Source organism: Streptomyces sp. NPDC048643, assembly GCF_040650615.1.
In the GTDB taxonomy this organism is placed as follows: Bacteria; Actinomycetota; Actinomycetes; order Streptomycetales; family Streptomycetaceae; genus Streptomyces.
In genome coordinates, this window is record NZ_JBEZHO010000073.1 from 20625 (window position 1) to 34772 (window position 14148).

11 protein-coding genes and 2 pseudogenes are annotated in these 14148 nt (G+C 68.1%); 4 read left to right on the forward strand and 9 right to left on the reverse strand.

All coding sequences use genetic code 11. The annotated features are described in order from the left end of the window. Position 1: 1 nt before the first annotated feature. The 5 genes and pseudogenes from AB0C62_RS39435 to AB0C62_RS39455 all read right to left on the reverse strand — a co-directional run. Positions 2-2617, reverse strand: coding sequence for an ATP-binding protein (locus AB0C62_RS39435; protein WP_362981753.1), 2616 nt, complete (start codon positions 2615-2617; stop codon positions 2-4). Beyond that, the gene (locus AB0C62_RS39440; protein ID WP_362981755.1) at positions 2614-3162 is read right to left on the reverse strand and encodes a hypothetical protein; all 549 of its coding nucleotides are present in this window, start codon (positions 3160-3162) and stop codon (positions 2614-2616) included. Before AB0C62_RS39440 ends, AB0C62_RS39435 begins: the two co-directional genes overlap by 4 nt. Next, on the reverse strand, positions 3159-3488 hold the full coding sequence (locus AB0C62_RS39445) for a hypothetical protein (protein ID WP_362981757.1): 330 nt from the start codon (positions 3486-3488) through the stop codon (positions 3159-3161). Before AB0C62_RS39445 ends, AB0C62_RS39440 begins: the two co-directional genes overlap by 4 nt. After that, positions 3485-4399 carry a conjugal transfer protein gene (locus AB0C62_RS39450; protein WP_362981759.1) on the reverse strand — a complete coding sequence of 305 codons (915 nt, stop codon included), beginning with the start codon at positions 4397-4399 and terminating at the stop codon, positions 3485-3487. The genes AB0C62_RS39445 and AB0C62_RS39450 overlap by 4 nt, the downstream gene beginning before the upstream one ends. A gap of 1276 nt (positions 4400-5675) precedes the next feature. Then, a pseudogene (locus tag AB0C62_RS39455) lies at positions 5676-5762 on the reverse strand (AAA family ATPase); the annotation flags it as partial. Positions 5763-6319: 557 nt separating this feature from the next. Here AB0C62_RS39455 and AB0C62_RS39460 point away from each other — a divergent pair. After that, a complete protein-coding gene (locus AB0C62_RS39460; protein ID WP_362981761.1) occupies positions 6320-6850 on the forward strand; it encodes a hypothetical protein in 531 nt (176 codons plus the stop codon). A gap of 229 nt (positions 6851-7079) precedes the next feature. After that, entirely contained in the window at positions 7080-7826 is a 747-nt protein-coding gene (locus tag AB0C62_RS39465; protein ID WP_362981763.1) for a hypothetical protein, read from the forward strand. 375 nt (positions 7827-8201) lie between these two features. On the opposite strand, the gene AB0C62_RS39470 is transcribed toward AB0C62_RS39465, so the two are convergent. Next, positions 8202-8603 (reverse strand): DUF4913 domain-containing protein, encoded by a 402-nt coding sequence (locus AB0C62_RS39470; RefSeq protein WP_362981765.1) that lies wholly within the window; start codon positions 8601-8603, stop codon positions 8202-8204. 148 nt (positions 8604-8751) lie between these two features. Here AB0C62_RS39470 and AB0C62_RS39475 point away from each other — a divergent pair, with 148 nt between their 5' ends. Then, entirely contained in the window at positions 8752-10200 is a 1449-nt protein-coding gene (locus AB0C62_RS39475) for a hypothetical protein (protein WP_362981767.1), read from the forward strand. Between the two features lie 650 nt (positions 10201-10850). Here the strand turns inward: AB0C62_RS39475 and AB0C62_RS39480 are convergent. Continuing rightward, entirely contained in the window at positions 10851-11642 is a 792-nt protein-coding gene (locus AB0C62_RS39480) for a class I SAM-dependent methyltransferase (RefSeq protein WP_362981769.1), read from the reverse strand. Positions 11643-11744: 102 nt separating this feature from the next. Here AB0C62_RS39480 and AB0C62_RS39485 point away from each other — a divergent pair. Then, positions 11745-11983 (forward strand): annotated as a pseudogene (locus AB0C62_RS39485) (IS5/IS1182 family transposase); the annotation flags it as partial. Positions 11984-12650: 667 nt separating this feature from the next. Here AB0C62_RS39485 and AB0C62_RS39490 read toward each other — a convergent pair. Together AB0C62_RS39490 and AB0C62_RS39495 are read right to left on the reverse strand one after the other, a co-directional pair. Next, the gene (locus tag AB0C62_RS39490; RefSeq protein ID WP_362981771.1) at positions 12651-13475 is read right to left on the reverse strand and encodes an alpha/beta fold hydrolase; all 825 of its coding nucleotides are present in this window, start codon (positions 13473-13475) and stop codon (positions 12651-12653) included. Further along, positions 13476-14003, reverse strand: coding sequence for a flavin reductase family protein (locus AB0C62_RS39495; protein WP_362981773.1), 528 nt, complete (start codon positions 14001-14003; stop codon positions 13476-13478). Between the last annotated feature and the right edge of the window lie 145 nt (positions 14004-14148).

The following is a 14148-nucleotide window of genomic DNA, read 5'->3' on the forward strand; positions in this document are numbered from 1 at the left end:
GTCAGCGCCGTCCTGGGGTGGTGGTGATGGACGTGGTGATGCGGTCGATGCGGGGGATGACGGTCTTCACCCGGCCGGTGTTCTGCCGGGGGCAGGTCAGCAGGAACTCTCCCTCGCGGCCGCGCTGCCCGACGGGGGACAGGCCGCTGGTCACCAGGCGTACCAGCTCGGTGTCGTCGGGGTCCAGGCCGATGAACTCCAGTCCCCGGCGGGCGCGTTCACGATCCGCTGTGCGGGCGAGGGCCCGGTAGGCCATGAGGCCCCGGTCGGGTCCGAGCTCGGCGGCGTCGTGGGATCCGGCGAGCAGACCCGCGCCGTGCTTGCGGCCGTCGTGGAGGATCTCGTGGACCAGCGCGGTGCCCTCCGCCGACGAGGTGAGCCAGTACAGCTCGTCCAGGACGACGGCCGTGAACCGGGACGGGTCCTCGAACGCTGTCTGCCGGGCGATCGCCGCGATCAGATACAGGACGGCCCGGCCGATGAGAGCTTCCAGGGGCTGCTGCTGCAGCACTTCAGGCTTGTCGAACGCGGCTTTGGGGGGCAGCGTCACGCCTGTCGTGGTGATGACGATCATGTCGGAGGTGCTGGACGCGTCCAGGCGCACCGGCGGCAGGTCGGGGTCGAACACCATCGCTGCCAGCGGGTTGGTGGCGACGACGCGGATGAGGCCAGCGAGGGTGGCTGCCGCGTCTTGCCGCCTGCCTCCTTCGCTGGTGGCCATCGCCTCGAGGACGTCCAGCACGCGGCGCATGGACGGGCTCTCGCCGCAGGCGGCCCGCTCCACGGCATGGTGCAGGACCTCCCCGTTGGTGCTCACCGGGCCGATCCCTAGCTGCAGGGTGAGGTAGGACAGGGCGTAGTGGCGTCCCTCGGGGCCCGCGAACATGCGCAGCGGGTCGATCGAGACTTCTGCCTGAGCGGCGTCAATGATCTGCACGCGGCCCTTCGCCGCGGTGCGGGCGAATGTGGCCCATTCTCGGACCGGCGTGCGGTCGATGCAGATGGCGCAACCGCCCCGCGCCCACACCGACTCGGCGATCAGCTTCTGCAGGACGCTCTTTCCCGCGCCGAGATCCCCGACGACGCCCATCGACGCGGACACGTCCTGCTTGGGCGCATCCGCCACGTTGATCATCACGGGGCGGGTGGTGCCGCAGTCGAGGTCGATGCCCAGGAACATGCCGTTCGGGTCGCCCACCTCCGCGGTGGTGAAGGCACCGCCCAATGCCCAGTCCTCGGAGACCTGGTGCTGGGTGAACTCCCGTGCCGCTCCGGGTCGCACGGTTGCGGGCAAGCCGAGGGTGAACAGGGCCTCCTGCAGGCCGGCCGGGCGCACCGCCCGGTAGTCGGCGCCGCCCAAGAGTGCGGTCAGGGCCCGGGCCCTGGCGTCGCAGATCGCGGCGGTGGGTCCCCACACGGTCAGGACGGTCACGGACTGCACCTCGACCTCGACCGAGGTCCGGGAGAGGCGTGCGTCCAGTTCGCCCAGGTCGCGCGCGGCATCGGTGAGTGAGGCGGGCATGCCGGTGGGGCGGGCGTCGTACTGATCGGCCTGGTCGATGAGTTCGTTCTTCTTGCGCCGCACCTGGTCGCGGGCCTTCTCCGCCGGAACCAGGGTGAGGTCGATGGTGTAGTCGACGGGAAAGTCGAGCATCTCCAACTGCGCGAACAGATCCGCAGAATCCTGGCTCACCGAGGGCGGGCACTCCGCCAGCGCCAGCTGCGCCTGATAGCCGGTACCTGCGTCGGACTCGACCTGGAGCCAGCGCCGCCGCAACGGCGAGCCGCTGTTCACCCGCCACCAGGCACTCCGCCCAGACCGGGCGACCTGATTGCTGCCCTTGAGGCTGTCGACAGCGTCGGCCGCGGGGTCGACACCTCCCTCCTGGAGCCGCACTTGCCCGAGGTCGGCGTAACTGGGGCAGCGCAGGACCCCGTCGCGGACCTGGCCGCCATACATCGCACTGGTCTCCGCCTCGGCGAGCAGGGGCTCGGGCAGCCCGCGGTGCACAGCGTGCTGAACCATCCACACGACCTCCGCGGGCCGGGCCGGGCGGAACGCGATGCCGCCGGCGAGCGCGGCCTCCACCCGGGATGCCTGCTCCCGGTAGGCGCGGACCTCGCGCTGTGCCACCGGGGCTGGGAGGACTCCGAGCGTGGGGGAGAGTTCCGCCCACGCTGCTCCGACGGAGGCCGTCATGCGCAGGCCCGCTCTCTCGGTGGTGAGCGGGACGGCCAGCCACAGGGTGCGGCGATGCATCTCCTGCCCGTCCAGCAGGTCCAGGGCTGCTTCGACGTTCTGAACCCACGGATGCGGGCCGTCATTCTGCGGGGCCGCGACCGGCTCGATACCCTCGATCATCCGCAAGGCGACCTCGCCCGCGTCGATACGGGCGCACAGCCCGAACAGGCGCGGTGCCCCCGACAACGACCGCACCAGGTGGGTGATCTTCGACAGCTGTTCGTCGCGGACCGCCCCGGGCACATAGGTGCCCTGCACGCTCTCCTCACGCCGCCCCTGCCCATCGGGGCCCGGGTGCAGCCGGTACAGGGCCCACACGCTGCCGTGCGTCGACCAGACCAGGTGACCGGCGATGTGACGTATCGGCACCCTCACCGTCCACCTGCCCTCTGCCCGGCGAGCGCGAGAAGCTGCTCCACCTGCGACGCCGGCCCGACCGACAAGCCAACGCGGCCTGTCGCCACCACGCGGCGAGGTGAAGCAGACCGGCCGGCCGGCCCGAGCGCGGTGCGAGACGGCGCACGCACCCGAGCAGGCGCGGGCGCATCCTCGAGGGTGAAGCCGCCCAGGAAGGGTCGGGCAGCGCGGTCCCGGGCGGCACGGCCACCGAGCCGGCCACCCGCAGGCTGCCACACGAGCAGCAACCAGCCGAGCGCCGCCTGCAGCGGCGTACGACCGCGGACCTTCGGGCGGCGCACAGCCCAGATCGCCAGGACCCAGGCGACGACCGGGACAGGGCCCATCCACGACCAGAGAGAGATCGACTTGAACAGCGCGAAACCGCCGCAGAGAGCGACCGCGATCTGCGCAGGCGTGTACGGACCCAGCGGGATCTTCCAGTCGGCGACCTTGCCCAGCACCCACGGGTGCCGGCGCGCAGCCGTATAGAACCGCCCCGAGCGGGCGACGGCCGCGCTCACAGCCACCCGCCCGTGCCAGACGCGCGTTCGCCCGATACCGGAGCTGGCCCGGGCACGGCTGGGGCGCCCTGCGAGGGATGGCTGACCTCGTCCTCGAACATCCTCGCCAGGTCGTTGCGCGAGTTGTACAGGCCCAGCGCGACCACCAGGGAGAGCAGGGCGGCGATGCCCGCCTTGATGCTGAACCGCTGGATCATGACGACAACCACGATGCAGACCAGTCCGGCCTGCAGGCCCTTGTCCGCCCACTGGGTGAACATGCTGATCCAGCTGTCGCCCAGATCGCTGAGCTGCCCCGCCAGCATCAGATCGTGCACCCCTGTCATGACCGGCCCCCGTCCAGAAGTGGAGTTCCGGAGTCCAGCCCGGTGACCTCCCACCGTCCCGACCGGGCAGTGAGCGCCAGCTCGTACGCGAGCGGCCACCGCCCGTCCCCGTCACGGGCCTCGACCTGGACCAGAACGTGCACTGCCGCACCGTCGACGGCCTTTCCGGCGCTTGCGGCCTCCTCGATCGCCCGCACCTGCTGCACCCTCACCCCTTCGAACGGGGCGGGCGAAACCGCCGACAGCGCCACCCCAGGAGCGAGGTAGCGGTCCACCTCACCCGCACCCGCCAGGTAGGCGGACAAAAACTCACCCACCGACGACGACAGACGGCCCTCGGGAACGGGCACCTGGTACGGCGACTGCGGCGCCTTGGCCTGCACCGGTCCAGCCACAACACCGGGAGCGCCGGTCACCGTGAAAGAACCCCCAGCCCGGCCGGCGACAACGGGGACGGCGAAGGTGAGCAATCGGCCATCCGCGTACTGCGCAGCCACCGTCACCGACCACACGTCCCCCGAGCGGGGCGCACTGCGCACCGCTGTCACCGACTCCGGCCCTGGCTGCGCACGCTCCCCCCGGTCGGGCAGCTCGACGTCCGGCGCCATCGACTGCGCAAGCCGCGCCTGCGCACTCGAGGCGTCATCCGCACTGCTGTGCAACCAGGCACCGACGAACAACTGCGCAAAGCCGGCCGGGTCGGAGCGTTGCGCAACCGGGCGCGTGGGCGCAGCTTGCGCAACCGCGGCTTGAACCGTGGTCGGGCCCGAGGTGATCGCGATGCACAGAGCGGTCGGGCCGGCCGCTATGGCAGTCCAAGCCGCCAGACGCGTGAGATGAACGCGTCGCCGCATCCTCTCCAGCGTGATGCCCGAAGCCACAAGGGCGGATGGCGCTTTGTCCGCAGGCATGTTCAAACTCCCAGGTCGCAACGACTGTTGATGACCTAGAGCAAATCCACCGACCCCGACCTGACCACCGACCACCAGACCCCGACCACGGTCACGATGAGGACTCGAAACCCGTGGTCGGCCCGACCACAGCCCCCACCACGGCCGACCGGACCGCAGATCGGTCCACGACACGCTTGAGGGATGCCACTGCTACTGCGCAACCGCGCAGGGCCACGAACTCAGGCCCCCACTCCGTGCGCAACCGTTGCGCACGAACGTCGTTGCGCAGAGCCGCCGAGCGCGCAATCGCGCTGCGCAGTTCGGCGTTGGGCACCGATGAGCATCCACGGCTAGGCCCACCCCCACCCCGACCACGACCCCGACGCGGAGCAGGACCAGGCCCGCGACCACGACCACGGCGCGGAGCAAGACCACGACCAGGCCCCCGACCACCACCCCGACCACCACCCCGACCACGACCCCGATGCCGGCCCTGAGCCCGACCACGACCGCGACTACGACTACGACTACGACCTTGAGCCCGACCACGGCCCCGACCACGAGGTCGGGGGCTTCGGGCGGCGGATCTTTGAGCAACTGCAGAGGAGTGAGTGGTCCGCCAGCCCGGCCGCACTGGCTGCCTAGGTCTCAACCGAGGCCGCTTGTCGATGGGTTCCGACAGCACGTTCCGTCCGGAGAGTGCAGGAATATCCGTGAGAAGGAGGAGCACCTGCCGTGGTGCGGGCTCTCTGTGACCACACGCGGAGGCAGCCCGGTCCGTGACAGGATGACGGCATGTTGATCCGAAAGGCCGATGCCACGTAGGCGTCCGAAGGGGCTGCGCGGGAAGCGTTGGCGGCCCAGAAGAGGGATTCCGGTCTGCCGGGTCCGCGGTGTGTCTGCGGCAACTCGCGTGGCGATCCGGAAGTTGGAGGAGGACCGACTATGGCCAGGGGCTGTGGCTGCAGCCCTGGCTGAGTGTCAGCGGCATCTGAAACAGCCAGGGCGCGTGCTGCCGGATCCGGTGATGGGCTGCGAGTGCTGTGATCCGCTCGTGGCGCGAGACCGCCTGGAGGACGTGCTGTTGCGGCTTCCTCGTGGTGCTCGGGAAGACCTTGGCAGGCTCGTCTCCAGGCTCGATTCCGAATTCGACCGCCGAAGTGTTTCCCTCAGTCCTCACCTCATGCTGACAGGTTCGTGGGGTGCGTGCGGGTGGTGGCGTCGGCGCCTTCTGGAGAACTGAAAGTCCCGGTGGGTCCTCGCCACTCAGCTGACCGCTCGCTGCTGTTTCGGTGCGAGTGGTGGCGAGGCGGTAGGAGTCGGTGCCGGCCTCGATGATGTTGCCGTCGAGGGGGAGGCGGTCGGCGATGGCCGCGCAGAGGTGTGTGCGGACTGCGGCCGCTTTGATGACCGAGTCCATGACCGTTACAGCGCAGGCTGAAGGACTTTCCGCTCGCTGAGCAGGGCTTTGTGATCAGGCTGACGGTCCGGCGATTCATCTGCGGGTCGGCGGGCTGCCTTCGCCGGACGTTCGCTGAGCCGTTTTCGCGGCTGGCCGCGTCACACGCAGCGGTCATCGATAGGTCTTCCGGACACACCTGATCCGCCTGATACAGCCACGCTGCCTCCACCAGGGGCGGATAGGCCCTGCGGACAGGGCTGTCGGGTTCGGATGTGTCGTCTATCGCTGCCATGGGTTCATACGATGCCAGCACGGCTCGAGAGAGCGCCTGGAAATTTAGACTGTCCCGGCAAACCGCCCTTCGGCCGACCCACCTCATACGGTTGCCCCGGTGACACTCCGCGACCGCTCCCGAAGATCGGTGCCAGAACCGGTAACTCACAAACAAAGCCAGCCGCCCCGAAGGGAGACTTGGTGCGGTGTTGTCGGCGGATGGGCGAACCTTCCGCTTCCAGACCTCTACCAAGAAGACGTTGATGACTCCCAACGAAGCCCTTGAGCAGCTCAGCCACATCGCACGCGAGAGGGCATTCTGCAGGCACGTCGGGTCTGACCGTCTCATCCGGGCAGGGCTGGACGCACTGATCGCGGGAGTAGAGAGCCCCTCGCTTCCCCTGCTGGCCGGGCTTCTTCGAAGAGAGGAACCCGAAGCGCCAGAGCTCTTTGACCGGGTGCTGGAAGAGCTAGGACTGCTCTTCCAGCCGCCTACCGACCCGCGCGCCGCGAAGTGGGAAATGGCGTACTGGGTCGCTGCCCAGATCGCCGACGGATCTCTGAACCCTGCCACCGGTACCCATCTCATCTGGGCTGACGTCGCCTACGACCTTGGCTACCCCGAAGAGCTGGCTCCCCTCGTTGCCTGCGCGATCAGCCTGGACGACTGGGAGGAGAGCTGGGGAGGGTGCCCCATCGAGGACCTCAACAAAGAAGCTGTCGAAGCGGCAAGGGAGCTTCTCAACCAGCGGCCGGCAGCAGAGTCAGGACAGTGTTCGCCGTCCCCGCAGTGAGGGCCGCGGATGCTTCTGAGCATCCTCGAGGGCGTTATCAACTGACTGGTGTACAGGGGTCTCCGGCGATGTGACGCAGGTTGAAGTGCCAACCATGGCTTCCCTCATCCCCGTCCGAGTCCGGCCACGAGCCCCACCACGGCTATGAGACGCGCGTGTTGTCAGACCGTGACCACTGATCGGGCTGGTGGTTGGTGGTCTGGTCGGGGCCGGCGGATGAGCTGGCAGCATGGATCAGGACCTGCGCCCCTTCCCGCACGCCCCGGACCGATGGGACACGAAGCAGGCACACGCCCTGCGGGCCGGTCACCCGCTCAGCGCCGCTTGTTCAACCGAGTGCGAGCCCGTCCTCGTCATGGAGAACGCGCGCTGGGGCTGGCTTGTCTGGACCGTGCCCAGCGACGGCAGCCTCCCCAAGGTCCCCCACCAAATCGGCGTCATCGCCCCGGGCACCGGATACATCTCTCGCTGCGGCCTTCGCTGGATGGGCCGACGAACGGTCCGTCGCATCACTCTGGCCCCGGCCTTGCCTGCGGTACGACGGTCCACCATCTGCGCCGTGATCGTCAGCCTGCTCGTCGGCCTGCTCGCCATCCGTGCGGGTCTCGCCGTCGACGTCGTCGTGCCCGGTATCGCCCTCGTCCCCCTTCTCAGCGAGCGCTTGGAAGACGCTTTGGAGGCCGAAGACGCTGCGTGTGTCCGCCGCGTCCAAGGCGAGGCAGCATGCCGGTACGCAGGGCGGCTCGCGGTCCTTGAGGACCAACTCGTCCGGCTCGACCTCCACGGCGGCCAGCACGAGCTGCGGCGCGCCGCAGAGATCGGTCACGGACTTCTGTGGGACGTCGCAGCGCTGCTCTTGGACGGGGACACGCGGTCCGTGTCGTCTGCGTTGATCGCCCGAGAGGTGCTGATGGTGCAACTCGTCGACCAGGCGGCGACGTTCACCGACCTCACGGCTGCGGATGCGCGCCGTTAGGTGGCGGTCCGGCCCGTTACGGTCGTGATCGGCAACGCGATCCGCAAACGCAGCAACGAAGTCGAGCGGACAATCAACCGAGTCAATACTCGCGGGGCTTGTCGGCCCCGGGTGGGACAAGAGGGCTAGAGGTGGGCTGGGGGGACTTCCCCGGCCGAGGAGGACGACCGCTGCACATCCCCGCAGAACCTCTGCGTCACGGAGGCGGTCGACCACTGCCTCCGCACAGGGCGTACCCCGGCTCCAGGGACGGTGTGCGGAGGCAACGTGTCCGGAGGCCCATACGGACGGCCTGGCGGCCCTCACGACTCCGGTTCTTTCGATCGCTACGGATCGAGCATGCAGAGGCCAGGCGGCCTCAACACCAGCAACCGGTCAGCTCGGGAAGGGGTCCATCTCGGGTGGCTGTTTGGCGCGGTGTCGGCCCGGCTTGCAGCCCGAGAAGGGGCCCGAAGGGTCTCGCAGCGAGGCCAGGATGTGGGTGAGATGGTCACGGTGCCAGGTGGATGGCCCGGTTGCGCCGGACTCGGGGCCCGTGAGCTCTTGCCAGGCCATCCACAGTCCGTAGAACTGGGCGACCGCTTCTGGGTGTTTCCACCAGCTGGAGCACCATTCCGCGCCGGAGGTGACTTCCCTGCCGTACACCGGGAGCAGGAGGTGGCGTACCCAGAGCGTCAGCCGGTGCAGTCCTTCGTCGTACTCGGGGCCGTCCATGTACAGGATGAAGGCTGGCTTTTGCTCGGGAGCCTGCGCCGGCTGCGGCTCGGGGGTGGTCATTTACGTACTCCGTCTGATCAGTGGTTGTTCGTCACGCATACGACGGAGCGTCGGCGTTGTCGGTTCAACGTGCTGAACCCTTCGCGTGGTCAGTCCGTTGTTGGGGGCAGTCGATGGCACGGGGTCATCAGCGCAGATAGGACGTCACATGCCCGACCGTGATCCGGCCCAGGAGCCGGAGAGGCTTCAGATGATCTGGTTCGGAGAGGAACTCAGTGACAACGCCAAGGCAGGGTTGAAGGCGCTGAGCGAGCGTTACCCGAACTCCGAGAAGCAGCTGGTTGTTCTGCCTCGCCGTCGCCCGGGGGATACCGGACAGAGGCATGTGGAGGAGCTGATGGACGGCTACCGGGCTGAGGCGCAGCAGCACGGTGTCAATGTTCGCCACATCCGCGAGGACACGCGACAGCTCGCCACTGTCCTGGGGCCGAAGTACAACCATCAGACGGTTGATGACATCTTCAGGATGGAGATGAGCAATGCCGGATACATCGCGGCGAAGGACCTGACGACGTATCTTCTTCGGGCGAACGAGACCGGCCTCAGCGTGGACCTGTCCCACCACCACATGTCTACAGCCGAGTGGGATGCCGTCAAGCAGGATGCCAACTTCACGACGCAAGCCGTGGCGCCTTTCGACTTCTCGACCGCGGAGCTCAAGGTCGTCGATCTTTCGCACGGCCGGGACGCCAACATGCGCCACGTCCTGAACTCCAGCTTTCAGGCCATGACCGAGCAGCACAGTGACGCGGACATCGACCCGCAGATGATGCCGCACCTCGACACCTTCGCCATCTATACGAGGGAAGGCACTCGCGGGCAGGAGGCGGCCAAGGTGGCCGCGACGATGCATGTCGGTTATCTCGCCACGATGGCTCAGGAGGGGGCCAAGCGGGGCGACGTGACGTTCAACCCGAGGGATACGGACAAGCGTTTTCGGCCCGACACGGTGAGTCTCGCTGCCGAGAACGACCTGGGGGCCAAGTACAACACCCAGGACGCCAGGCGCGCGGACATTATCGGCCGCATGAACATCAGTGCGCTGGCCGACGGTATTCATGCCACGTACGGCACCCCCACCACGCCGCCGGGCGGTACGCAGACGGACATGCCGATGCTGCAGGTCGATCCGGCGACCTGGAATGACATTACGATGCAAGCGTTCCAGGTCGGCAATGTCCGGGTTCTGCCGCAGCTGAGTCTCGGCAAGGACAACCAGGGCGCCTGGCGCACCGACGCGACTCAGAACCCGGCCGACCTGACGAATCTCCGAGGCGAGAAGATCACTCTCGTCCAAGCCAGCAATCTTGGCGTCAGCAAGGCGGCCGAGCTGGGTATGGAGGGTCTGAACAAGCCGGCCCACCTTCCCTACACGGTCGAGCGTTCCACCTCCGCCGGCAACTCCCCCCGCAGGACACCGAGTCCAGCGTCCTCCTCGGACGAGAGCATGGGGCGGGTCACCAGCCAGGTGGCCAATCTGCAGATGCCCAGGACCCCGTCCCCGGAGGGCCCTGGCCTGACCGACGCGGCCGCCTCAACTGCCGTGGCAAGGCCCAAGGCACTCCGGTCCGCGACAACCAACGTGTCTGGACGCTAGGAGGGCCCTGCTCGCAGCTGGACAATCGAGCAAAGGCGGCTGCCGGACGGAAGCCATGCCAGGCGCGCCTCCTCGTGCCTGGACAAGCGCAGCTTCTTCGGGCTGCACGACACTCGAAGGCCTCACCTCAGTTGGTAGCCGCAGGAACCAACTGCGAGCAAAGGGCGGCCCCTGAGCGAAGGTGGAACCTTCCAAGTCCCTCGTCGCGACGGCCTCGCGACGAGGGACTTGGCCTGTGTCGGTCAGATCGGAACCGGTCGGCTGCTTCCCCCCCTCAGCCGGGGAGTACCACGGTCTTCGTTGTAACCCTCCGGTTGCTTGGTGAGCACGTCCTCGCACTTCCGACCGGTGTCTGACAGCAGTCCGCGGAACGGGTGCCTCACGCCGACCAGCTCCCCCCTCGGCGAAGCGTCCGGCCGACATGGCTGGTCGCCTCCGTCCCACCTGGCCGGTCCGGACACCGGTCAAGGGGCAGACGGGAAGTAGCGGACTCACGTGCTGCACCGAGCCAGGCTGCCCAACACGCGACGTCCAGTGACGATCTGCGAAAGATGCGGGCTCAGCGAAGTCAGTGGGGGAGCGGGCTGGCGTAGCGCTCCACTGGGCCATCCGTCCGAGACACGCCTGTGTCATCCGGCCCCACGGCGGGGTCAGCCCGGCTTGACCGCCAGCGTTGCAAAATAGTGCGACATGTACGGAGCGGATGCGTTGGTTTGGTGCGGCGCTTCCGTGAAGCCGGTAACGACGAACCCCGCGGCGAGCTGGCCGCCGATCTGGTCGGTGAGGGTGTGGCTGTATTCAAGTGCGGCATCCGCGCCGAACTTCGTGGCGCGTTCCTCGGCGGAGTACTGCGTGACATCGCTGTACGGCAGCTTGTGCACGACGGTCAGCTCGCCGCGCTCGTCGAGCGCCTCGTGGTCGAACAAGTACACATCAGGGTTGAGGAAGCCCACGAGCAGGGTGCCGCCCGGTCGCAGCGCGCGGAAGCACTCGCGCCACACCGCTGCGAGGTCTGGTACGAACAGGTTGGAAACCGGTTGGAATACGACATCGAATGTCGCGTCGCCGAAGGCGCTGAGGTCGCGCATATCGCCGAGGACGGTGCGCAACTCGAGTCCGTCGCGCGCCGCCACCATCTGGTCCTGGCCGAGCTGGCCCGGTGAGTTGTCGAATACGGTGACCCGCGCCCCTGCGGCGGCAAGGATCGGACCCTGCTGGCCACCGCCGGAGGCCAAGCACAACACGTCCTTGCCGCTCAGGTCCGTCGGAAGCCAGGAGCGGTCGACTGGCTCATGCCCGATGAGAACAATCGACCAGTCACCCATGCGGGCGCGCTCGACATCCTCAGAACTCACCGGCCTCGACCACTCGTTACCCTCTTGGACATACCTGTCCCAGGCTGCCCGATTGTGGGCAACTGGGTCGACAACATTGTCCTGCACGTTCAACTCCCTGCTCCAGCCAAGCGGCCACCTGCGGTACTGACGGTTCGGTGCCACTAGCCAACACGATTGCAGGGTGTGGGCCCAACGACTTTGGCGGGCATCGGGATCGATGCCGATACCCGGCTGGTTGTCGTGGTCGGCCGGCCGTTGCCCGGGAGCCGCAACGACGGCATGGCGTGGGAGGAATCCGCCGCCAAGGCCGGTGCTGGCAGGACACTCACGACGGCCGACTGAGACCATCCCGACACCGGACAGCTCACGCCCCACCGGCAGGCAAGGGCGACGCCCTGTCCGGCCTGAAGCAGGAGCACAACAAGTCCCACAAGCACGTCCGCGCGTTGAGCACGTCATCCCGCGCCCGGCTGACACCACATCTCCTGCGCGAACTCCTGCAGCATCTCTTGCGACATCTCTTGCAGCATCTCTTGCGCGAGGAACGAAGCCAGCACCAGTATCCGCCCAGCTCACCACGCTCCTTCTACCGTGGTCGGAATGCCGACATCCCCTCTGGAGCCGCTTTTGCCAGGCCGGTTGAAGAAGAAGAGAGAAGGGGGCGGGGCGGAGACGAGCAGTGGCTGCAGTAAGCGGGCCGCCTCGAGTCCCCCCGAGCGTAAGCATCCGGGGATTTCCCCGACCGTCGATCGGGCGGCTTCCGGCGGGAGTCCCACGCGAGGGGTGGGTCTCGCTGTCGAAACGCCGGGACTTGGCGGAGGTGTCACGCCGGAACACTGCGACATCAATGTCATCAAGAGCACGCTACGACGTCGCCTGGAACCTCAGCACCCGGTAGTCGTGGCGCTGCAGTTCGGCGTGTCGAAGCCGGCAGACTGCATCATCAACCATCTCAGGCCGATGCTCGCCCTCCAGCGCCGCAGACGGTTCGCCCCAAGGGCACTGGGCTCATCGTGGACGGCATCCTGGTGCCCAAACGGCACTGAAGCCGAGCACCCGGCTGCTCGGCAGCCGGCCGGCGCTGGTGACGCGCGGCGTGGAGACCCGTAAGCGTCACAGCGACGCCAGCAGCCGGTCCCGGATGTCCGTCGTCAGGTCTCTTCGGTGGTGCTGGAGGTAGAAGTGGCCGCCTGGGAAGGAGCGGGTCCTGGTGGGGGCGTGCGTGTGGAGTTGCCAGTCCGGCATGGCGCTCCGTGGCGTTCGGGCATCGTCCTGCCCGTAGTACGCGGTGATCGGTATATCCAGTGGCCCGGCACCTGTGTGCCGGTAGGTCTCGATCAGCTGGTAGTCCGCTCTGACCGCGGGCATCACCAGGGCTCTCAGCTCCTCGTCGGCCAGCACCAGGGCGTCGGTACCGCCCTGTTCGAGGAGGTCGGCCGTCAGGGCGGCGTCGCTCTTCAGATGACGAGTGCCGGGACGTACCCGGTGGGGTGGTACCAGGCCCGAGACGAACAGGTGCGCCGGTCGGACTCCGTGCCGGGAATGCAGCAGCCGCGCCGCCTCGTACGCCACGGCGGCACCCATGCTGTGCCCGAACAGGGCAAGAGGCGCTCGCTTGGCCAGCGGGGCCAGCGTGGCGGCGACCTCGTTGGCCATCACCGCCATATCGGTGATGCACGGTTCGTCGAAGCGGTCCTGCCGCCCCGGGTAGCAGACCGCAATCACGTCGAGGGCAGGGGTGAGGAGCGCCGGCCAGTCGCGGAAGGACGTCGGTGCGCCACCCGCGTGCGGCAGACAGACGAGGGTGGCCTTCGCCTCGCCCGTGGTGGGCGGTGGGCCGTAGCGGCGCAGCCAGCGACCGACGCCCGCCGCAGGTGTGCGCGTGCCGTCCGGGGGAGTGCGGTGCGGGGGAGTGCGGTGCGGGGAGGTCGAGTGCACTCAGGCCTCCGGGCGGGTCTGGCGCCGGGCATAGTGCACCAACGGGTCCTCACGGTCCTCGGTTTGCGCGTGCAGCACCTCACCCACCACCAGCGTGTGGTCCGCCAGTGGTACGAGCCGGGTGACGCGGCACAGCAGGCCGGCCACTGCGCCGGTGAGCAGCGGTGCCCCGAACCGGGCTGTGTGCTCGACTCCTTCGAACCGCTGCCCGGAGGGAAGCCGCGCGAACCGGTCGGCCAGGGCGCGCAGCCGCCACGGCAGGACGTTCACGGCGAAGAGGCCCGCCGCGGTGATGTGCCGGAGTGTGCCGCTCGCCGACGCCAGGGAGACCACCATGGTGGGCGGCTGGTCGGTCAGGGAGAACACAGCGGTCGCGGTACAGCCGACCGGCGCGTTGGCGTCGTAGGCCGTCACCACCGTGACACTGGCGGCGAAGCGGGTCATCGCCTCGCGGAACGTCTCGGGCGCGACCGTATCGGTGCCGCCGGGCGAGAGCCCTGCCACGGGCCCATCAGTGATCGCGGTCATAGTGGCCTCTCCTGGTGGAGGTCTGTGCAGCGGGTGGGCGAGCGTGCGGGTCACGCCACCCGCAACCGGGAACGCACCAACGTCAGCGGCAGTCAGCGTTACAGCAGCGTCAGACTTGCCATTCACGGACTGCACAATGCCCGGT

Excerpts from the sequence above, each read along its gene's own strand:
- AB0C62_RS39495 (WP_362981773.1), bottom strand. The coding sequence starts at position 14,003 with ATGACCGCGATCACTGATGGGCCCGTGGCAGGGCTCTCGCCCGGCGGC.
- AB0C62_RS39450 (WP_362981759.1), bottom strand. The coding sequence starts at position 4,399 with ATGCCTGCGGACAAAGCGCCATCCGCCCTTGTGGCTTCGGGCATCACG.
- AB0C62_RS39445 (WP_362981757.1), bottom strand. The coding sequence starts at position 3,488 with ATGACAGGGGTGCACGATCTGATGCTGGCGGGGCAGCTCAGCGATCTG.
- AB0C62_RS39470 (WP_362981765.1), bottom strand. The coding sequence starts at position 8,603 with ATGACCACCCCCGAGCCGCAGCCGGCGCAGGCTCCCGAGCAAAAGCCA.
- AB0C62_RS39475 (WP_362981767.1), top strand. The coding sequence starts at position 8,752 with ATGCCCGACCGTGATCCGGCCCAGGAGCCGGAGAGGCTTCAGATGATC.
- AB0C62_RS39465 (WP_362981763.1), top strand. The coding sequence starts at position 7,080 with ATGGATCAGGACCTGCGCCCCTTCCCGCACGCCCCGGACCGATGGGAC.
- AB0C62_RS39460 (WP_362981761.1), top strand. The coding sequence starts at position 6,320 with ATGACTCCCAACGAAGCCCTTGAGCAGCTCAGCCACATCGCACGCGAG.